Genomic DNA, 19,882 nt, shown 5'->3' with positions numbered 1-19,882 from the left:
CTTCACACCAGGCCGGCATTGTTGAGGGCCTTGTCGATCCAGCTCTGGCGCACCGCACCGCTGGCGATCTCTGCCTTGACCGCTTCTTCATGCTCGGCATGTTGCGCGGCGCGGCGCAGCACTTCGGTGGCGTCGGCCTGGGAGAACGCGACCAGGCCGTCTTCATCACCCACCAGCAGGTCGCCGGGGTTGATCACCATGCCGCCGATGGACACCGGCACGTTCACTTCGCCGGGGCCGGTTTTGTACGGGCCGGTGTGCACCACGGCGCGGGCGTAGCAAGGGGTGTCCTCAAAGCTGGCGACATCGCGAATCGCGCCGTCGATCACAAACCCCACGCAACCACGCTGTTGGGCGTAGAGCTTGACCAGCTCACCGATCACCGCGTTATTGGTGTCGCCCTGGCCGTCCACCACCAGTACATGGCCGGGTTGCAGCATGCTCATGGCCTTGTAGATCAGCAGGTTGTCGCCGGGGCGGGTCTTGACCGTGATCGCCGTGCCCACCAGCTTGCCGCTGCGGTTGTAGCGCGTCAGGCCACGGGCGCCGATATGACGGCCGAGGTTGTCGCTGATATGCGGCGTGACCACCTGAGCAAACGCCTCGACCAGTTCGGCGGGGGCCATGGGCGCGTTGGGAAGGATGCGTGAACCGGGCAAGGACATGGCAAATCTCCAGAATTGTTAGATAGCGATGGGCTATGGCCGGATCTTAGGAGTGATGATCGAAGAGTTTTAGCGATATTTTATGATGTGATAGCATCGCTTTTTCTCATGAGTTGGCCACCATGATCACCTTCAAGCAAATCGATGCGCTGTACTGGATTGCCGAACTCGGCAGCTTTGAAGCGGCGGCGAACAAGCTGAACATGTCTCAGTCGGCCATTTCCAAGCGCATCCAGGAGTTGGAAGACACCTTCGACGTCGAGATTTTCGATCGCAGCAAGCGCAACGCCCGGCTGACGGAGAAGGGCGGTGAGCTGCTCGACTACGCCCGCGACCTGCTCAACAGCCGCGACCAACTGCTCGAACGGGTCAGCGCCCGCGAAGTGCTGGTGCGCCGTTTTCGCCTCGGCGTCACCGAACTCACCGCATTGACCTGGCTGCCGGCGCTGGTGGAAGCGTTGCGTCAGGCCTACCCCAAGGTGCAGATCGAACCGTCAGTGGAACTGAGCAGCGAACTGTTTCGCAAGCTGGAAAGCGACCAGCTCGACCTGGTGATTGTGCCGGACGTGTACAGCGACCCGCGCTTCCACAGCACTGCGTTGCAAAGTGTGGAAAACGCCTGGATCTGCGCACCGGGCCTGATCCCCAACCCCGACCCCGTAAGCCTGGAAGTGCTGGCCGATTACACCGTCCTGACCCAGGGTTCGCAGTCGGGCACCGGCTTGATCTACGAGCGTTGGCTGGCCGCGCACAACGTGCAGATGCCGCGCACGCTCACCAGCCATAACCTGCTGGTGCAGGTGGGGTTGGCGCTGTCGGGGATCGGCGTGAGCTATCTGCCCAAGGCGTGTTTGTCCCATCTGATCGAGCACGGCGCATTACGCGCGCTGGTCACGCAGCCGGAGTTGCCGAGTATCCAGTACGTGGCATTGCACCGGGTGGACCGCCAGTTCGGCTTGAACCAGGACGTGGCGCGGCTGGCACAGGCCTGCTGTGATTTTTCGCGGTTGTTGTTTTAGAGCAAGTGTGGCGCGATGCTAGTGTATCGGTGCGGTTGAACACCCTTTAAAGAGGCTCACAGGTATGGCATTCACCACCCTGATACTGGATGCTCCCGGCCCGCCGTTGCTATTCGAGGAAGTCGACCGATTCCTTGAGTTGGGCCTGGTCGTCACCCTGAATCTCTACTATTTCACCGATAAACACAGTATCCGCGAGCACTATGGCGAGCGCATCCGGTACACCGAGATCAATTGCCACGACAGGCAAGCTTTTATCGACGCCGTGACTCAGGCCGGGGGGTATAGCGTGTTCAAGACGCGCCTGAATATTCCCATTGAGAGCGAACTGATCCGCGCCGCCGCATCATCGGCCCTGCCAACGCCGCTGCGCGCTATCGCCCAAGCAGGTACAGGCGTTAACCATATCGACCGGCAAGAGGCTGAGCGGTGTGGCGTGAGCGTACTCAACACGCCGGGCTCCAACGCGGCGGCGGTCGCTGAATACGTCGTCGCCCAGGCGTTGTTTTTATCCAGGGACCTGGACCACTACAACGCCGAAACGCACCGCGGCCGCTGGTCCAAGGGCACCTTGGCGCCAGGCCTCGAATTCGGCGAACTCACGCTGGGTGTGGTGGGCACCGGCAGTATTGCCCAAGCCGTCGCACGCATAGCGGGATCGCTCGGTATCAAGGTCATCGCCAGCGGTTCAGAGCGTTTTACGCAGCAGGTCGCGCACAGCCTTGGGCTTGAGCGACGGCAAACCCTCGAGCAATTGCTGGGGGAGGCCGACGTGGTTTCTATTCACGTACCGCTGACACCGCTCACCCAAGGCCTGTTCGGCCTTGCCCAGTTCAGGCAGATGCGCCAAGGCTCGATTCTGATCAATACCGCTCGCGGCGGCATCGTCGACGAAGCCCAGTTGGCAAGCTTCATGACCGCGTTTCCCGGGCATATAAAAGCGGTTGCCATCGATACCTTTGTCCACGAAAAAGACCGTTTTGACTCGCCACTGGCAGGCATCGGCAATGCCCAACTGACACCGCATATCGCAGGCAACACGACGACGGCGATCCGTAAGGCTTCACGGCAGATTGTCGACAAGATCCACGCGCTCAGCCTGGCTGCGGACGCAGGTTAACCCGCAGGATTCGAGCAGGCCCCTTTGATAAGAGCAAGCTCCCTTGCCACAGGCGGCGTGGTGGACGCAGCTATGTCCCAAGTCATCATGAGCTGGTTGATCGCGGCGTCGAGGGTGGCATGGGGCACGTTGTCCCGCGCCAATATCGACACCCCCTGCAAAAAACTGTCAAACACACTCGCCATCACGGCGGGCTGGGTCTGCTGCGGCAACTGGCCCAACCGAACCGCGCGCTCCACGCACGCCACAATTCCCGCCCGCGTGCGCAGGCGCGACTGGGTCAACCCGTCGGCCACCCGCGCATTTTCCGGGCTGGGCGCACTCATCACGCCCAGCGCGACCATGCAGCCCTTGGGGTGCCCGTCTTCACACTGCATGCGCGACGATTGGCGCAGCGCGGTTTCGACGGCCTGGCGCGGGGGCAGGGTTTCGTCCCACAGGCATTCGGTGACCTGGGCGTAGGTCGCCAGGTAGCGCTTTACGCACTCGTCGAACAACGCCTCCTTGGAACCGAACGCCGCGTAGAAACTCGGCGCGGAGATCCCGCCACCCAAACCCGCCTTGAGCTGGGCCAGGGAGGTGGCGTCGTAGCCATGCTGCCAGAACAGGTGCATGGCCTGTTCCACGGCGTGTTCGCGGTCGAAGGTGCGGGGGCGGCCCATTTGTGCCATGTCAGGTCTCCAGTGGGAAAACGAGATAAATACTAGTCGATACATAAGTCGTTGACAACGCGCACCGGTCGCCCGCAACATCTATATCGATCAGTATCTAAGTCTTGCCCAAGGAGTTTACCGTGACCCCCTCACTCACTTTATCGGCCGCATCCGAGCGCCTGCCCATCGGCGCGTTGCTCGCCCTGGCGATGACCGGCTTCATCTGCATCGTCACCGAAACCCTGCCCGCCGGCCTGTTGCCGTTGATCAGCGACGGCCTGAGGATTTCCCCGTCGATGGCCGGGCAGATGGTCACTGCCTACGCAGTGGGCTCAGTGCTGGCGGTGATTCCCATGACCATCGCCACTCGCGGCTGGCGCCGGCGCAATGTGCTGCTGCTGACCATCGTCGGTTTCCTGCTGTTCAACTCCATCACCGCGTTGTCGTCCCACTATGGCGTGACGCTGGTGGCGCGCTTCTTTGCCGGGGTGGCGGCGGGGTTGGCCTGGAGCCTGCTGGCCGGTTACGCGCGGCGCATGGTTGCGCCCCATCAACAGGGCAAGGCACTGGCGCTGGCGATGGTCGGCACGCCGATTGCGCTGTCGTTGGGGGTGCCGTTGGGCACCTGGCTCGGTGGGCTGGTGGGCTGGCGCACCACGTTCGGCCTGATGTCCGCCGTGAGCCTGGTGCTGATCGCCTGGGTGCTGGTGAAAGTCCCTGACTACGCGCCGCAGCCCGCCCATCAACGCCTGTCGCTGCACAAGGTGCTGACCACGCCGGGCGTGCGCCCCGTGCTGGCGGTGGTGATCAGTTGGATGCTGGCCCACAACATTCTGTACACCTACATTGCCCCGTTCGTGGCGCCGGCCGGCTTGGCCGAGCGCGTGGACCTGGTGTTGCTGGTCTTCGGGATCGCTGCGTTGGCGGGGATTTGGCTCACGGCCAGACTGGTCGAACCGTTATTGCGCAACACCGTGCTGGTGAGCCTGGCGACGTTTGCGGCGGTAAGCGTGCTATTCGGCGTGCTGGGGAATGTGCCACTGGTGATCTACCTCGGCGTGGGGGTCTGGGGCCTGAGCTTCGGCGGCGCCGCGACCTTGCTGCAAACCGCCCTGGCGGATGCGGCGGGGGACGGCGCGGATGTGGCGCTGTCGCTGAACGTGGTGGCATGGAACAGCGCGATAGCCGGCAGCGGCGTCGCAGGCGGCGTGTTGCTGGACCGCTGGGGCGTGGCGGCGTTTCCCTGGGCAATGCTGGGGTTGATCGCGGTGGCGCTGGTGATTGCCTGGGCGGCGCGTGGCCATGGTTTCCGACCAGGTCGGCGCACGACGCAGGCGGCAGTGGGCCATTAAAACGTCGGGCTGGCACGATAGGGTGTACGATCAGTGTCAACTCATCGGATATAAGCCCGTCATGTCCACGCTAAGCGAAGAGAGCCGCCAGATCGTAGCTTCTCTGGCGCACCGTGTTGGCCCTACCGCTGACCCTGCAAGCATCGCTGAGGCGATTGTTTCGATCCTGCAGGATATCGACGCAGTACTCACGCCCATTATCGGGCAGCAAGGGGCTGTGGCGCTGCTGCGTCGCAGCCTGCGCTTGAGCGTCCAGACCCATTCGCGCCTGTCCGCCACCTACGACCGCGTGCAGGCGGCGCCGGACCTGAGCGATCTCAAAGCCCTATTGATCGAGCAGACTGAAGCCGATGCGCTGTTCTTCGGTGAAGTACTGTTGACCACTTTCTACACGTTGCTGACCACGCTGATCGGGCCTTCGCTGACCGCCCGTTTGCTGCGCGACGTGTGGGAGCCCTCCTTGAGCGACACCCCTTCCCAGGAACAATCGCCATGAGCACCAAAGTAACTATCAACCGCCTGGCCACCGGCGTGCCAGGACTGGACGAGGTGCTGGGCGGAGGATTGCCGGAGTTTTCGTTCAACCTGATCGCGGGCCCGCCTGGCTGCGGCAAGACCACGCTGGCGCATCAAATGATGTTTGCCCTTGCGACGCCGGAGCGGCCGGCACTGTTTTTCACCGTACTGGGCGAGCCGCCGCTGAAGATGCTGCGTTATCAGCAGCAGTTCGATTTTTTCGACAGCGAGGCGATCAACCGGTCGATCCGCTATATCAACCTGGCCGACGACACACTGGCCGGCAACCTGGACGAAGTGCTGCGGCGCATTGTCAGCGAGGTGGAGGCGCATTCGCCGTCGCTGGTGTTTGTCGACTCCTTCCGCTCGGTGGTGCTGGCCAGCCAGACGCAGCACAACCCCAACAACAACTTGCCGCAGTTCGTCCAGCAACTGGGCATGTTGATGACGACGTGGCAGGCGACGACCTTCTTGATCGGTGAGTACTTCACCGAAACCGACACCAACCCTATCTTCACCGTGGCAGATGGCTTGATCTGGCTGCGCCAGAGCGTCGAGCGTAATTCGATGGTGCGCAAGATGGAAATCATGAAGATGCGCGGCCAGCCGACATTGCCGGGGCTGCACACCTTTCGGATCGCCAGCTCGGGCATCAAGGTGTTCGCGCCTGCCGCGTTCAATCCGGTCGAGGCGCCGATGGCGCGGCCTATCCAACGCCTGAAAATGGGCGTGCCACGCCTCGACGAAATGCTCGGTGGCGGGCTGCCCAGGGGCTATTCGCTGCTGGTGGCCGGGCCCTCGGGGTCGGGCAAAAGCATCCTGGCGGCGACCTTCCTCGCCGAAGGCGCGCGCCAGGGTGAAACCGGCGTGATCGCGGTGTTCGAGCAGCGCCCCCACCACTCCCAGAACGCCACCCTGGCCAACCTGATTCAAAGTGGGCAAGTCGGCCTGGTCGACAGCCGCGCACCTGACTTGTCCATTGATGAAATCGTCCAACTGCTGCTCAGCGAGATTCGCCGCTTGAACGCCACGCGCGTGGTCATCGATTCGCTGTCGGGCTTCGAGCTGGCCCTGGCGCCGACCTTTCGCGAGGACTTCCGAGAGTCGCTTTCGCGCATGGTCACGGCGTTGACCGGTGCCGGGGTCAGCGTATTGATGACCTCGGAGCTTGAAGACCGCTACACCGACCTGCGTTTCAGCCCCTACGGCACCGCGTTCCTTACCGATGCGATCATTGTGCAGCGCTATATCGAAGTGCGCAGCCGGCTGCTGAGGATCATGGCCGTGGTCAAGGTGCGTGCCAGCGCGCACTCCGATGAACTGCGCCAATACCACATCAATGACGATGGCCTGCAGATCGGTGAAAGGCTTGCGGACCAGGAAGGGTTGCTCGGCGGGCGGCCAACCGCATTGCATTCGCACGCGCAGGGCGCGGGAGACGAAAATGGTTGAGCTGAGCCATGAGTAAAGGCGAAGGACAGGACGAGCGTGAAGTGGCCAGTGCCGCTCATGAACTCTTCCTGCTCGGCCAGAAAACGGTTGAGGCCCGCGCGGTACTGGCGGCATTGCAGCAACAACTGAGTGACGCCAGCAGCCGCCTGGTGGACTCCCAGCACGTCGAGCAACTGATCGAGGCCAACCAGCAGTTGGTGCTGGCGATACTGCTGGCGCAATCGGACGCCGTCGCGGGACCTCCTCAGGAGGAGCAGCACCTCTACCAGGAACTGCGTGAGGCCAACGCGCAACTGGTGATCGCGGCGCTCAGCGCCCAGGACCTGCAGGCAACAGCCGAGCGAGCGTTGGGCCAGCAGAAAAACATTCTCGCCATGGTCGCCCATGAGCTGCGCAACCCGCTGACGCCGATCAGCCTGATCGCCGAGCGTATGGTCAGGTTGCCGAGCGACCAGTTGCCGCGCATGCGTGAGCTGATCGAGGGGCAGGTCCAGCATATTTCCCAACTGGTCGATGACCTGCTGGATGTGTCCCGCGCCAGCACCGGCAAGTTGCGTATCAACCGCCGTCAGGTGGATATGCTGCGCATCCTCAACGCCGCGATCGACGCCTGCAGCCCTGTGATGGTCAAGCGTCAGCAGCAATTGGATGTCGAGCTTCCCGACGCCAGTTTGAGCATCAACGGCGACCCTGGGCGGCTCGCGCAGATTCTGCATAACCTGCTGGCCAACGCGGCCAAGTACACGCCCATCGGCGGACGCATCAAGGTGTTCTGTACCGCGCAGGCCGGGGTGCTGAGGATAAGCATCAGCGACAACGGCATCGGCGTCACTGCCCAGGCCCTGCCGTTTATTTTCGACCCTTATGTGCAGGATGTTCACGCCGTCGGTTTCAACGGCGCCGGCCTGGGCATCGGCTTGACGGTGGTGCGTGAACTGGTCGAGGCACACGGCGGCAGCGTGACGGGCATGAGCGAGGGGCATGGCAAGGGCAGCGAATTTGTGGTGACGCTGCCCCTGATGGATTAAGGGATCAAACGCGCTGCGCGCAGTTGGTCGAACACCTCGAAGAACGCCTGATCGCTGGCCTGGTAAGCGGTAAAGCCCATCTTCCGGCTCTTGGACATGTCCGTGACCACCTCGATGGGCCGGCCCAGGTCGGCGTCGGTGTGCCACGGCGACACCAGCCGATCCATCTCGGCCTCCTTCAGTCCATGCTTCGCAGCGATCTGGCGCCAGGCAACCTGGTCATTGGCCATTTGCGTCTCAAGCGGCGAGGGCGAGTCGGGGAAGTCGGCCGCTGTCAGGCCGAAGTAATCGGCAATCCGGCCCCACATCCACTTCCAGCGGAACACATCGCCATTGGTGACGTTGAAGGCCTGGTTGGCGGCAGCGGGCGTGGTGGCCGCCCATAACTGTTGCTGGGCCAACTGCCGCGCATCGGTCATGTCCGTGAGGCTGTCCCATTGCACGCGGGAGCCTGGGAATACAAACGCGCGACCTGTGTGTTTGCAGACACTGGCGTAGACGGCGAGGGTGGTCGCCATGTTCATCGCATTGCCCACCGCCACGCCGGTGACGGTGTGCGGGCGATGCACGCTCCAGGTGAAGCCGTCCTTTTTTGCGGCGGCGAACACTTCGTCTTCCTGGGCGTAGTAGAAGTTTTCCACGTCCAGGCGGCCTTGCTCTTCGCGGAACGGGGTGTGCGGCAGGCTGCCCTTGCCATAGTTTTCGAACGGCCCGAGGTAGTGCTTCAAGCCGGTGACCAGCGCCACATGCTGCACGCTCCCGGCGGGGCGCACGGCGTCCAGCACGTTGCGCACCATGGCGGCGTTGACGCGGATGTTCTCGGCTTCGGTGGCCTGGCGCGACCAGGTGGTGATGAACACATGGGTGGGTTTCAAATCGGCCAGGGCCTGTTGCAGCGATGCCGGGTCCTGCAAGTCGGCGGCGACCGGAATCACGCCTGGCACCTGCGAGGGCTGACGGGACAGGGCTGCAACGTGCCACTGGTGTTCGAGCAGTAACTGGGTGATGGCGCTGCCAACGATGCCGCTGGCGCCCACGACTAATGCGGTCTGGGTCATAGGTTTCTCCCGAGGATGTAGGGTTCTGAGCCCCTGGGTGTAGGAGAGGTTCAACCTTATCCGTGAGTCTCGCGGCACCAAACACACGAATCAGGGTCCATAAGCCCCGCACGAACATTCGCGCTCATCCGTTACCCTCACCATAAGATTTAAAGCATGTACCTACGCACCATCGCAGTCGGGCTGTCGGCCCTTGTTTTGTTTTCCAGCGCTGTAGACGCCCGCAGTCTGGCCAACCCTTACACCCCCACCGAGCAACGTGCCTCATTCGATGGCTGCGCCGATCTCTTCCCTGGCGCTGCCCCGATCAAGACGGCCACCGTCCCGGCGTCGATGAAGCCGCTGGCGCTGTGTTCCGAGACGTTTGCGGTGCTCTACTCACAAACCAGCAAGACCCCACTGGTGGTGGTCGAACGCCTGAACACCGCGCAGTTGAAAAATGCCAAAGGCGAGGAGCGCACCAACCAGTTCTACGCCGACCCACGCATTTCCAAAAGCGGCCGCGCGGAGCTGAGCGACTACCGCAGCCAGCACCCGGCCATGGACCGTGGCCACCAGGCCCCGGCCGCCGACGCACCCAACGCGCGGGCCATGGCCCAGTCCTTTGCGCTGTCGAACATGGTGCCCCAAGACCCCACCAACAACCGCAAGATCTGGAGCAAGGTCGAGGCCGATGTACGCAAGTTCGCGGTGCGCGCGGGCGGTGACGTGTATGTGTTCACCGGGCCGCTGTTCGACCCAGGCTACAGCACCATCGGCGACAACAAGGTCTGGGTGCCGACGCGCCTGTTCAAGCTGGTGTACGACGCCTCCAGCCAGCGCGCCTGGGCCTACGTGCTGCCCAACGCCGAAACGCGCATCCAGAAGCCGATGGACTACGACACCTTCGTGAAAAGCACCGGGCTCAAATTGCTGGGCAACCTTCCTGTATCGGGGTCGGTGGGACGCTCCTGATCAAGCGGTTTACTTGGCTTTTTTCAACGCTTTCAAGCGTTGGGTCGCGCGTTGCACGGCGGCCATTTTCTCGGGGCGTTTCATGCGTTTCCACTTGCGGATCTCGTCCTTGCTGCGCCCACAGCTGACGCACAGGTCGCCGCTGAGCTGGCAGGTGGAGACGCAGGGGTTTTCGATGTCTTTAGCCAAGAGGTCACCTGGAGATGGGGTAAAGGGGCGCACTCACGCAGAACGAAACTCAACGGTAAGGTGGCTCACTTCATGCACCGGCTTGAGGCGCTCGCGAATGCTCTCGGCATCCGTGGTCGCCTGGCCGATCACGCTCACAATCGCTGCGTGGGCGTCGGGGCCCACGCGCCACACGTGCAGGTCGGTAATCCTGGCGTCGCCGGGGTGTTCGACCAACTCGCGGATCTCGGCAGCGACGTGCTCATCGGTCTGATCCAGCAGCACGCCGGCGGTCGCGCCCATCAGGCTCCAGGCCCAACGCGCAATCACGATGGCGCCGACGATACCCATCACCGGGTCGAGCCACACCCAGCCCAGGTAACGGCCGGCCAGCAGCGCAGCGATGGCCAGCACGGAGGTGAGCGCATCGGCGAGCACATGCACATAGGCGGATTTCAGGTTGTTGTCGTTGCCGTGGTGGTGATGTTCGTCGTCGTGGTCATGCCCGTGGCTATGGCCGTGCCCCAGCAATAGCGCACTGACGATATTCACCACCAGGCCCACGATGGCAATCAGGGTAGCGGTACCGAACTGCACCTCGGTGGGTGCCAGTAGGCGGATCACCGACTCGACGCCAATGCCCAGGGCCACCAGCGCCAGGATCAGCGCCGAGGCGAAGCCACCCAGGTCGCCCACTTTGCCGGTGCCGAAGCTGTAGCGCGGGCTGCGCGCGTGGCGTTTGGCATAGGCATAGGCTGCGGCGGCAATGCCCAAGGCGCCGGCATGGGTCGCCATATGAAAACCATCAGCCAGCAGGGCCATGGAGCCGGTGAGGTAGCCGGCGGCAATTTCCGCCACCATCATCACCACTGTCAGCATCACCACCCACAGGGTGCGCCTAGCGTTCTCTTCGTGGGCAGCACCGAGGAACACATGCTCGTGGGCGTGGTTTGTCATGAGCGTCATTTGGCGTAACGCCGGATGGCTTCGAGCAGTTCTTCGACACCTTTGTTGCGTTCTTCCTCGCTGAGGGAAGGATCCGCCACGTGCGCCCTGGCGTGCTCTTCGATGATCTCTTCCATCAAGCCGTTGATGGCGCCGCGCGTAGCGGCCACCAAGTGCAGGGTCTTGGCGCAGTCAGCGTCCGACTCCAGGGCTTTCTCCACCGCCTGAATCTGCCCGGCGATGCGTTTAACCCGTTTTATCAGGCTGTCTTTGTTGGCTGCGATATGGCTCACGATATACCCCCCCTACCTATAGTGGGGCGGATGGTGTCATACCCCTCCCCCCTATACAAGGGCGTCGAAGCGAGGGTTACTTGGGCCGATCCAACCGATGCCGCAGGGTGTAGATCGCCACACCCACTGCCAGGATGCCCGACAACGCGCCGACACCCAGTGCCCAGCGCGGGCCCAGGTTGTCAGCGATCCAGCCGACGATAGGCGCACCGATCGGTGTGCCACCCAGGGCCACGCCGACGCGCAGGGCGATCACCCGGCCGCGCATGGCGGGTTCGGTGGTGAGTTGCATCAGGCTGTTGGTGGTGTTGCTGAAGGTCATGGCACCGACGCCGATGATTACCAGCGCGACGGCGAATAACCAGTAGTTCGGCGCCAGGGTTGCCAGCGTGCAGCCAATCCCGAAGATCGCCGCGCCGTTGAGCAACGACTTGAACTGCGGCCGCTCGCGTCCGGCGGCCAGCAGGGCGCCGGCAATGGTGCCGATGGCCAGCGTCGAGGAAAGCAGGCCAAAGGCGCGCGCATCGGTATGGAACGCAGTCACCGCCATGGTCGAGATAAAAATCGGGAAGTTCATGCCGAAGGTGCCGATCAGAAACAACATCAGCAGGATCGCCTTCAAGTCCGGCCGTGCCCACACATAGCGCAGGCCCTCGGTCAGGCTGCCCTTGGTATGCAGCGCCCGCACCTTGGCGTGCTGTCCCGACACCCGCAGGAAGAACAGCGAAACCAGCACCGCAAAGAAACTGCTGCCATTGAGCAGGAATGCCCAGCCGGTGCCCACCGAGGCGATGGTCAGGCCCGCCACGGCCGGGCCGATCATGCGCGCCATATTGAACGAGGTGGAATTGAGTGCGATGGCGTTGGACAAATCCTTCTCGGCCACCAGTTCCGCGACGAAAACCTGCCGCACCGGCGCATCGAACGCCGACGCGCAGCCGGACAAAAACGCGAACACATACACGTGCCACAGTTCGACAAACCCAGTGACGGTGAACACCCCCAGCGTCAGTGCCAGCAGACCCATGAGCGCCTGGGTGACCATCAGCAATTTGCGCTGGTCGTAGTGGTCGGCGGCAAAGCCGGTCCATGGCAGCAACAGCAGCTGCGGCCCGAACTGCAACGACATCACGATGCCAACCGCCGCAGCGTTGTGCGGGGTCAACTGGGTCAGCACGAGCCAGTCCTGCGCGGTGCGCTGCATCCAGGTGCCGACATTAGAGACCAACGCCCCGGCGGCCCAGATGCGGTAGTTGGGGCTGCGCAGGGAGCGGAAGGTGCCGAGGAAACTCATAGCGGTATTCGTGACTCCTCAAACAGGACGAGGTGATTTGAACAGGCGCTGCCGGCGCAGTACTCAGCCACAGTGACCGCCAATGTGGGCGTTGTCGAACCCTGGCGAGGCTGCGATGACGGCGGCAGTGCCAACCTCTATGTTGCCTGACACATCGCTATCGCAGCCTCACTTAAGCCCGACAACTCCCACAGGCTATACTCGCCCGTTCGCAATCCCCCTTCAAACAAACCGAGATACCCCATGAGCACCTCTCTCCCTTTCACCCCCGCGCGCAAGCCTGTCGCGCCGTTGGTGGCCTTTATCATCCTGGTGCTGGGCGCCCTGTTCCTGCAAAGCAGCGTCGGTTCGCGCCAGGTGCTGTTGCTGGTGGTCGGCGCTGCACTGGGCTTGACCCTTTACCACGCCGCCTTCGGCTTTACCTCCGCCTGGCGCGTGCTCATCAATGATCGCCGGGGCGCTGGCTTGCGGGCGCAGATGGTAATGCTCGCGCTGGCGGTGCTGCTGTTTTTCCCGGCGCTGGGGGCGGGCACGTTGTTCGGGCAACCGGTGGTCGGGCTGGTGGCGCCGGCCGGGGTGTCGGTGGTGTTCGGCGCGTTTATTTTCGGCATCGGCATGCAGTTGGGTGGCGGGTGTGCCTCGGGCACGCTGTTCACGGTGGGCGGCGGTAATGCGCGCATGCTGGTGACCTTGTTGTTCTTTATCTGCGGTTCGCTGATCGCCACCCACCATGTGGACTGGTGGTTCGCGTTGCCGTCGTTCCCGGCGGTGTCCATCGTCAAGAGCTTCGGCGTGGTGCCGGCGTTGCTCGCCAGCCTGGCCATGTTTGCGCTCATCGCGGCCGTTACCGTGCGCCTGGAAAAGCGCCGCCACGGCCAGCTTGAGGAAGGTGTCACCAGCGAACACCAAGGCCTGCGCCGCTTCCTGCGCGGGCCATGGCCCTTGGTGTGGGGCGCGATTGGCCTCGCGCTGCTCAACTACGCCACCCTGGCACTCGCCGGGCGGCCGTGGGGGATTACCTCGGCGTTCGCGCTGTGGGGCGCCAAGGTGGCAAGCGGGTTGGGTGTGGACGTGGCCAGCTGGGCGTTCTGGCAAATGCCGGGCAACGCCAAGGCCCTGGCTGCGCCGGTGTGGGAAGACATCACCAGCGTCATGGACATCGGCATCGTCCTCGGTGCGCTGTTGGCCGCCGGCCTGGCCGGGCGTTTTGCCCCCAGCCTGAAGATCCCGGCGCGTTCGCTGGTGGCGGCGGTGATCGGCGGCCTGCTGCTCGGCTACGGCTCGCGCCTGGCCTACGGCTGCAACATCGGCGCGTACTTCAGCGGCATCGCCTCGGGCAGCCTGCATGGCTGGGTGTGGCTGGTGGCGGCGTTTATCGGCAACGGCGTGGGCGTGCGCCTGCGGCCGTTTTTCTTTGCCGGTGAGCGCCGGCCCGAAGCGCTGAGCGGTTGCTGAGTTAATCCTCAGGGGAAATGTCTGGCGCCTGAGCGGCCTCAGCCGCCAGCTTTTCCCGTTCTGCCTTGCTGATGTACTTATCCTTGGATTTCGGTGCCAATTTGGCGCTGGCCTTTTTGGCTTTGGCCTTGAACAGCTGTTGCAGTTTTTTCTGGCGATTCATGTGTTGTACCCGGGTTGGACAGGCCGGGATGATACCAGCTTAAAAACGGCGACAGCTCCCCCCGTAGCAGGCGCACAGGCCTAGCCAGCTTGGGCCGCCAGGCTATTACTGATGTTGCGCCCCAGCACCAGCACGGTGACAAAACCACAGCCCACCAGCGCCGTGGCCAGGCTCAACAGCACCGCGCTGCCCAACTGGTCGACGATCTGCCCGCCGAAGAACGAACCCAAGGCAATGATCACCTGGAACAAGGCGACGAACAGCGGCATGCCGCGTTCGACATCCTTGGGCGCCACCACAAACATCCAGATACTGGCACAGGCCGGGAAGGCGCCGAAGGCGAAGCCCCACAGCCCGATCAGCATCGCTGCGCCGGTCATCCCCGTGGCGAAGTGAGGGAACAGCGCGGTGCTGGTGCCGATCATCAGCGCCACCAGCAACAGGGTGTGACGCACGCTGCGGTTGGCGGCAAAACCGGCAAAGATATTACCGAACACCCCGGCCACGCCGAAGAGCAGCAGCAGCGAGCCAATCGTCGGCCCATCGAAGCCGGAACTGTATTTGAAGAACGGCGCGACATAGGTGTAGGCCGCAAAGTGCGCCAGGCCGATCAACAGCACCGCGATCAACCCGACCCGCGCCTGTGGGTTGATAAACAACGCCGGCAGGTCACTGATGCGAATGGCCTTCTCCGGCGTTAGACGAGGCAGCAGGAACACCTGCGCCAGCAGCACCGGCACACCGAGCAGTGCGGTGACCAGGAACGTCATGCGCCAGCCCATCAGGCCGCTGAGCCAGGTGCCGACCGGCACGCCGAGCACGGTGGCCAGGGTCACGCCCATCATGATGATCGAGGTGGCCTTCGCGACGTCCACACCCTTGGGCGCCAGGCGCCCACTGAGGGCAATCGCCGTGGCCCAGAACCCGCCGATGCTAATGCCCAGCAATACGCGGCCGAAGAGCAGCAGGTTGAAGTCACTGGCAAAGGCCACGACCGAGTTGGCTATGATCATGATCAGCGTCAGGCCGATCAGCAGGTAACGGCGGTCCATGGCACCAATGCTCACCGACAGGAACGGCGCGGCGAGGGCAGCCATGATGCCCGGCAGCGTTACCATCAGCCCGGCGTGGCCGGCACTGATACCGAGGTCGGCGGCGACGTCGTTGAGTACGCCCACCGGCAGGAACTCACTGGTCACCAGGGCGAAGGCGCCCACCGCGACCGAGAGAATCGCAAGCCACTGCTGTTTCACGCTTTGTTGATTATGTTCAGGACGGCCGCTGGGGGCCTGGAGGGCGCTTGGCATGATGCTGGATTCCAAGGGGGATGTCGCCTGAGGCCAGGCGAAGGGGAAGAACTGGGAGGCGATTATAGGAATCGGGCTTGGCCACCCCATAGGCGAGCGGTTCGATAGTAATCATCAGTGCTATCGATGTGACGGGGTTGGGCTGCGTATTTCAGCGGCATCGCTTCGGTCAGCCTGCCGGTCATCCGGCAGGCGCTCGATGCTTCCCGCGTCAAAGGCTGACGGGGTCAGGCGTTTCTGCCTCAACCGGTCGGTGTTGTACAAACGTTGCCTTGACCCTTTTAGAGAGCAGTATGTAGGGGACCCAGATAGAGGTGGACACCAATCCGCGGACGGTTTCCTTGGTCGTGTTGTAGTCGAATATGGGTTCATCCACCAGAACAAGCGAGCTGAACCATGCATCAAGTGGAACGTAAATAGCCGAGGCGATGAGCGTGACGATATAAACCTTGGGGAATAAATAGTGTTCGGAGAAGAACAGGTAAACCAAATAACCAAAGGCCGCGATAAAGACGGCACTAATGAGTGTTTCTGAAATAAGGATCGCGCCCCATAGGGCGTTAGTCATCGTCGTGCCGGATGAGGTGAGGATGCTGAACGAGCCATCTGCGAATATCGGGTAATACACCGCGATAAGGGCATAGCCCAGACGCGCCAAGGCTATAAACAGGCCCAAGCCAACCACGATCAACCAACCGCCCAGTCCCTTCAGTTGTTGACTTTCCTGCATGTTCGCTCCGCCGTTCAATAGAGTTAAAACAATAAATAGTCAGCCGTGTCGCGCCACGGGCTCTAAGGTCGATGGCGGCTTCACTGTCGAAACGATCGGTGTAAAAACTCACTGATCAGCCCCACCACCTGCTGCTGAATCACCGCCCTCGGCCGAGCCCCCTCGCCATCGCGGCAAATCATGCCGTCGCCTGGCGAACTCTCCTCAATCAGCGCCATGCCCCCCGGCTTGCAGATCGACATAAAGCTGAAGTGCGTGGCATCGGCGATCTCCACGTACTTCGTCGTTGCTTCAGGCAGCCGCTTGACCATGTCGGCGGACTCCAGCTGCGGGTCCATATCCTCCGACGGCACGCCCCCCGCAATCACCAGCGCCGGTACCGGCAATGCAGCCAGGCTGGCGTCGGTGAAGCCGCGCGACAGGCCCAGGTCCAAGGACACAATGGCGGTGACGCGTTTGTCGCTTAAATCGGCGGCCAACCGGGCCTTGCCGGCTGGCGTGCCGGCGGGGTTCATCTCCTGGTAACCCATGCAACCGCCAAGCTTGGGGTGGGCGCTGCAGTCGCGGCTGAACAGATCGGGGTCGAAGCGCGCCCCGGCGATTTCCAGCACGGTCCAGCCGCCAAGGGAATGGCCCACGGCGGCAATCTGGCCATTCGCGACCGCGCCAAATGGCTTCGGCTGGGCCAACACCGCGTCAATCGCGCGGCTCAGGTCGGCCGGACGTTGCCATAACTGCGCGGCGGTTTGTGGGTTGCGGTCTTTGGTGGTGGTGCCGGGGTGGTTGACCGCCGCGACGATGTAGCCCTGATGCGCCAACGCACTGGCCAGCCACACCTGCTTGCCCCAGTTACCGCCATAACCGTGGGAGAGCACCACCAGCGGATGCTCACCGGCAGCCGGTGGCGCGTCGGGCACGGCGAGGGCACCGATGAACACCGCGCTGTCGGCGATCAGCGTGGGTTTGGCGGTGGTGGTAGCGGGGTACCAGACGACCAGTTCGAGTGGTCGGTTGTTTTGCGCATCGGGCAGGGTGACGGTCTTGAAACCGACCGGGTTTTCGGCGGCGACGGCGGGAGCCGTCAGGCACAGCAATAGCAGGGAGGCGAGGGCGTTTTTCACTGTTGTTATCGTCCTTGATATGAGCGACGCATCATGCACTGAATCCCCCGTTCAGTGCCATGAGCCCCGCGCTATTTTTACCTGCCGTTAACGCCTACCCATGGGTCAACCCCGTCAACGTATCCGCAATGGTCTTGGTCCGTTGCGCCGTACCCTCCGTCGCACGGCTCGACGCCTCCAGCACATCCAACATCTCCCGCAGCGCGCCCACCCCGGTGGACTGGTCTTCAATCTGCTGGGCCACCCGCTGGATCTCACTCGACAACAAGTCGATATCCACACCAATTTCCGCCGCATTCTTGCGTGTGATTTCCGCGAGCTTGCGCACCTCGTCGGCCACTACCGCAAAGCCCCGGCCCAGGTCGCCTGCGCGCGCGGCTTCAATCGCGGCGTTGAGCGCCAGCAAATTGGTCTGCCCGGCGATCTGCTGGATCACCTGCACAATCGACTGGATACGCAAACTCGACCCCGCCAGCGTGCGCGCGCCCTCCACCGCGACATCCGCCTGGCTCGACAGCCCCTCCACCGTGGCCCCGGCCTGGGCAGACACCGTGTTCTGCTGGCCAATCGTGCCCACCAGTTCGTCCATCGAAGCGTGCAACTCACCGGAGTAATGCTTGAGCTGCGACGCGATGTCCTCATGCTGACGCTGGGCATGGGCCAACACCAGGCCCAAGTCGGCCAGGCCTTCGAAGACTGGCAGGATATTGCGGTCCAGGCCTCGGGTATTCAGGGTATTGCTGAAGTCATTGTTCTTGTACGCGGTAATCTGCTTGACCACCACATGGTTCAACCCTGCCAACTTCTTCACCTGGCGCCGTAGGAAAAATGCCTTGAACTCGCCGTAATGGGCGATGAAATTGTCCACGTATTCGTCACTGAAACTCGCGTCCTTGGCCACCCGGAAGAAGAAAATCGCCGTCAGCGTCTGGTTCAGGTTCAAGCCCAAAATCTCCCCGAAGGTCGAAAACCCCGCCAACGGCACATCCCCAAAAATGCCGGCCATGCTGCCCAGCTCGGCGCTGTTGTTCAGCCGGCGCAAGATGCAGTCATTCAAAATCCCCGCCACCGGCTGGCCACCCTTGCCGCGCAGGAACTGCTCATAGTCTAGGCGCGTCGCCTCACGCAACGGCGTACGCCGCACCATCACCAACTCCTCGCCCGGCGCCACGTCGCAAAACAACTGCACGATCTGCTGTTCGAAGTCGATACGCGCGATGGACCGCACAAACAACTCACTGCCCACCCGAATCGCAAACGAATAGTCCGCCAGCTTCGACTCCAATGCCTGCGGCGCACAACTGAACGCATCACACAGCGCCTGCACCATGCTCTTGATATTGCCGCTGCTGTCGATCACCTGGTCAATCGTGCGGTCCTCCACCGACGCGGTCAGCACACTGAAGGTCAAATCCGCCGGTTTAAAGTTCTGGCTCTTGAACACCCCAAATCGCACATGGGCCGCCGTCTTCAAGAACACGATCTGCGCATGGTTCTGATAACTGCGCTGGCCGTCATGAATCAGCGTCTTCTGGAAGTCCGACTTACCCCCGGCCGATCCCCCTACAAACAAACACGGAAACCGCCCCGACTCATACAGCGCCTCCATAAAAAACGACTCCGACGCCGACAACCCATCGAACACCACATACGCCAACGTATCGCGATGATCGATCGACGTACGCACCTGCACCCGCTTGATATTGGCCACCAACTTGGCAATCCGCTCCTGCATTCCCAACCGCTTGCCGCCACCGCGAATGTCCTCACACTCCAACGGCACCATCACCACCTCGGCCGAGGCGATCAGACTGTCGTCGAACAACTGCAACACGACCCGGTCCCAGCGCTCGCCAGTGGCGCAATACAGCGAACCGGGCGCGTTGCAGAGTTCGCCGGAGGTGGTGCATAGGCTGATGGTGGACTGGGGGAAACGGCGTTTGAGCTTGGCCGCGATGGCGTCGATGTCCAGATGCGGCGAGATAAAGCCGGTGATCAGGGTGGGGGTGATACGCAGGGCAGTGAGTGAGGCGTCCAGGTCGTTGGCAGTGCTGGTGAGCGTGGCGGTGCCTTGACGATCGGCCCGGGCTTTTTTTAGAAGGGAGAGTGGGTTCATGTGGTGGACTCGATCGAGTGGTGATGCAGGGGGTAGGCATACGGTTAGTAGGGTTATCGGCAGGTTGGGTGAGGACTGGAGGGGGAGGGTGGGGGATGCGACGGATGGACGCGGGTGTAGGGAGTTTTCCTATTACTGATAGGGGCTGCTTTCGGCCGATTGTGTTGAAAAAGTCGGCTTTCCCGAAACACTCGAATATTTAGGGATGAAAACACCTCAGTTGCACGCTGCTCTGCGAAATCCGAGTCCTGAGCCTTCTGCCAGAAATTCAGATTTCAATCTCAGGTGCGTACTTTTCTGGCGCGGAATTCGAAGCCGACTTTTTCAACAGAATCGACCAAAAGCAGGCGCTCAGAGCAGGAGCGTCAAATCAGCCCCTATTCTTCCCTTGTGGGTGAAGGGCGCCCGCCTGAACGGGGCATCATGTAAGTGAATGAGTCTTCGCCCCTTTTCTTGATTAGATCTGTTCCTGG

20 protein-coding genes are annotated in these 19,882 nt (G+C 62.4%); 8 read left to right on the top strand and 12 right to left on the bottom strand.

Going from position 1 to position 19,882, the window contains the following annotated elements; translation table 11 throughout:
• Positions 1–2: 2 nt before the first annotated feature.
• Positions 3–665, bottom strand: a complete 663-nt coding sequence (locus ACHPFG_RS22005) for an RraA family protein (RefSeq protein ID WP_131699846.1) — start codon at positions 663–665, stop codon at positions 3–5.
• Positions 666–787: 122 nt separating this feature from the next.
• Between ACHPFG_RS22005 and ACHPFG_RS22000 the strand changes: the two genes are divergently transcribed.
• Positions 788–1,684, top strand: coding sequence for a LysR family transcriptional regulator (locus ACHPFG_RS22000; protein WP_431700416.1), 897 nt, complete (start codon positions 788–790; stop codon positions 1,682–1,684).
• Positions 1,685–1,748: 64 nt separating this feature from the next.
• A complete protein-coding gene (locus ACHPFG_RS21995) occupies positions 1,749–2,804 on the top strand; it encodes an NAD(P)-dependent oxidoreductase (protein ID WP_431700415.1) in 1,056 nt (351 codons plus the stop codon).
• On the opposite strand, the gene ACHPFG_RS21990 is transcribed toward ACHPFG_RS21995, so the two are convergent.
• The gene (locus ACHPFG_RS21990; RefSeq protein ID WP_431700414.1) at positions 2,801–3,475 is read right to left on the bottom strand and encodes a TetR/AcrR family transcriptional regulator; all 675 of its coding nucleotides are present in this window, start codon (positions 3,473–3,475) and stop codon (positions 2,801–2,803) included. The two genes, ACHPFG_RS21995 and ACHPFG_RS21990, sit on opposite strands and share 4 nt — an antisense overlap.
• 122 nt (positions 3,476–3,597) lie before the next feature.
• On the opposite strand from ACHPFG_RS21990, the gene ACHPFG_RS21985 reads away from it, so the two are divergent.
• The 4 genes from ACHPFG_RS21985 to ACHPFG_RS21970 all read left to right on the top strand — a co-directional run bounded on the left by ACHPFG_RS21985 (position 3,598) and on the right by ACHPFG_RS21970 (position 7,805).
• Entirely contained in the window at positions 3,598–4,809 is a 1,212-nt protein-coding gene (locus tag ACHPFG_RS21985; RefSeq protein ID WP_431700413.1) for an MFS transporter, read from the top strand.
• 61 nt (positions 4,810–4,870) lie between these two features.
• On the top strand, positions 4,871–5,305 hold the full coding sequence (locus tag ACHPFG_RS21980) for a hypothetical protein (RefSeq protein WP_131699841.1): 435 nt from the start codon (positions 4,871–4,873) through the stop codon (positions 5,303–5,305).
• Complete coding sequence (locus ACHPFG_RS21975; protein WP_431700412.1) at positions 5,302–6,777, top strand: RAD55 family ATPase; 1,476 nt, start codon at positions 5,302–5,304, stop codon at positions 6,775–6,777. The genes ACHPFG_RS21980 and ACHPFG_RS21975 overlap by 4 nt, the downstream gene beginning before the upstream one ends.
• Before the next feature lie 8 nt (positions 6,778–6,785).
• Positions 6,786–7,805 (top strand): ATP-binding protein, encoded by a 1,020-nt coding sequence (locus ACHPFG_RS21970; RefSeq protein WP_431700411.1) that lies wholly within the window; start codon positions 6,786–6,788, stop codon positions 7,803–7,805.
• On the opposite strand, the gene ACHPFG_RS21965 is transcribed toward ACHPFG_RS21970, so the two are convergent.
• On the bottom strand, positions 7,802–8,863 hold the full coding sequence (locus tag ACHPFG_RS21965; protein WP_431700410.1) for an SDR family oxidoreductase: 1,062 nt from the start codon (positions 8,861–8,863) through the stop codon (positions 7,802–7,804). The genes ACHPFG_RS21970 and ACHPFG_RS21965 overlap by 4 nt on opposite strands.
• Before the next feature lie 156 nt (positions 8,864–9,019).
• Between ACHPFG_RS21965 and ACHPFG_RS21960 the strand changes: the two genes are divergently transcribed.
• Positions 9,020–9,817, top strand: a complete 798-nt coding sequence (locus tag ACHPFG_RS21960; protein ID WP_431700409.1) for a DNA/RNA non-specific endonuclease — start codon at positions 9,020–9,022, stop codon at positions 9,815–9,817.
• A 9-nt stretch (positions 9,818–9,826) separates the two neighbouring features.
• On the opposite strand, the gene ACHPFG_RS21955 is transcribed toward ACHPFG_RS21960, so the two are convergent.
• The 4 genes from ACHPFG_RS21955 to ACHPFG_RS21940 form a co-directional block, all read right to left on the bottom strand.
• Positions 9,827–10,006, bottom strand: a complete 180-nt coding sequence (locus tag ACHPFG_RS21955; protein ID WP_053130903.1) for a DUF1289 domain-containing protein — start codon at positions 10,004–10,006, stop codon at positions 9,827–9,829.
• 33 nt (positions 10,007–10,039) lie between these two features.
• Complete coding sequence (gene dmeF, locus ACHPFG_RS21950; protein ID WP_431700408.1) at positions 10,040–10,951, bottom strand: CDF family Co(II)/Ni(II) efflux transporter DmeF; 912 nt, start codon at positions 10,949–10,951, stop codon at positions 10,040–10,042.
• Complete coding sequence (locus ACHPFG_RS21945; protein ID WP_032885919.1) at positions 10,948–11,223, bottom strand: metal/formaldehyde-sensitive transcriptional repressor; 276 nt, start codon at positions 11,221–11,223, stop codon at positions 10,948–10,950. The genes dmeF and ACHPFG_RS21945 overlap by 4 nt, the downstream gene beginning before the upstream one ends.
• 76 nt (positions 11,224–11,299) lie before the next feature.
• Positions 11,300–12,517 carry an MFS transporter gene (locus ACHPFG_RS21940; protein ID WP_431700407.1) on the bottom strand — a complete coding sequence of 406 codons (1,218 nt, stop codon included), beginning with the start codon at positions 12,515–12,517 and terminating at the stop codon, positions 11,300–11,302.
• A 243-nt stretch (positions 12,518–12,760) separates the two neighbouring features.
• Here ACHPFG_RS21940 and ACHPFG_RS21935 point away from each other — a divergent pair, with 243 nt between their 5' ends.
• Positions 12,761–13,972: a YeeE/YedE family protein gene (locus ACHPFG_RS21935; RefSeq protein ID WP_431700406.1), complete on the top strand. Its 1,212-nt coding sequence runs from the start codon at positions 12,761–12,763 to the stop codon at positions 13,970–13,972.
• A gap of 1 nt (position 13,973) precedes the next feature.
• Here ACHPFG_RS21935 and ACHPFG_RS21930 read toward each other — a convergent pair whose 3' ends face one another.
• The 5 genes from ACHPFG_RS21930 to ACHPFG_RS21910 all read right to left on the bottom strand — a co-directional run bounded on the left by ACHPFG_RS21930 (position 13,974) and on the right by ACHPFG_RS21910 (position 19,409).
• Positions 13,974–14,135 carry a DUF2986 domain-containing protein gene (locus ACHPFG_RS21930; protein ID WP_081744378.1) on the bottom strand — a complete coding sequence of 54 codons (162 nt, stop codon included), beginning with the start codon at positions 14,133–14,135 and terminating at the stop codon, positions 13,974–13,976.
• Between the two features lie 80 nt (positions 14,136–14,215).
• Entirely contained in the window at positions 14,216–15,442 is a 1,227-nt protein-coding gene (locus ACHPFG_RS21925) for an MFS transporter (RefSeq protein WP_431700405.1), read from the bottom strand.
• A gap of 211 nt (positions 15,443–15,653) precedes the next feature.
• Positions 15,654–16,172, bottom strand: coding sequence for a DUF2569 domain-containing protein (locus tag ACHPFG_RS21920; protein WP_431700404.1), 519 nt, complete (start codon positions 16,170–16,172; stop codon positions 15,654–15,656).
• Positions 16,173–16,252: 80 nt separating this feature from the next.
• Positions 16,253–17,293, bottom strand: coding sequence for an alpha/beta hydrolase family protein (locus ACHPFG_RS21915; protein ID WP_431700403.1), 1,041 nt, complete (start codon positions 17,291–17,293; stop codon positions 16,253–16,255).
• Positions 17,294–17,387: 94 nt separating this feature from the next.
• Positions 17,388–19,409, bottom strand: a complete 2,022-nt coding sequence (locus tag ACHPFG_RS21910; protein WP_431700402.1) for a methyl-accepting chemotaxis protein — start codon at positions 19,407–19,409, stop codon at positions 17,388–17,390.
• Between the last annotated feature and the right edge of the window lie 473 nt (positions 19,410–19,882).

Origin of the sequence: Pseudomonas sp. BR20 (assembly GCF_050780135.1) — a bacterium.
Taxonomy (GTDB): domain Bacteria; phylum Pseudomonadota; class Gammaproteobacteria; order Pseudomonadales; family Pseudomonadaceae; genus Aquipseudomonas.
The sequence above is the reverse complement of the archived record's forward strand: the minus strand, read 5'-3'. Positions and strand labels throughout refer to the sequence as shown.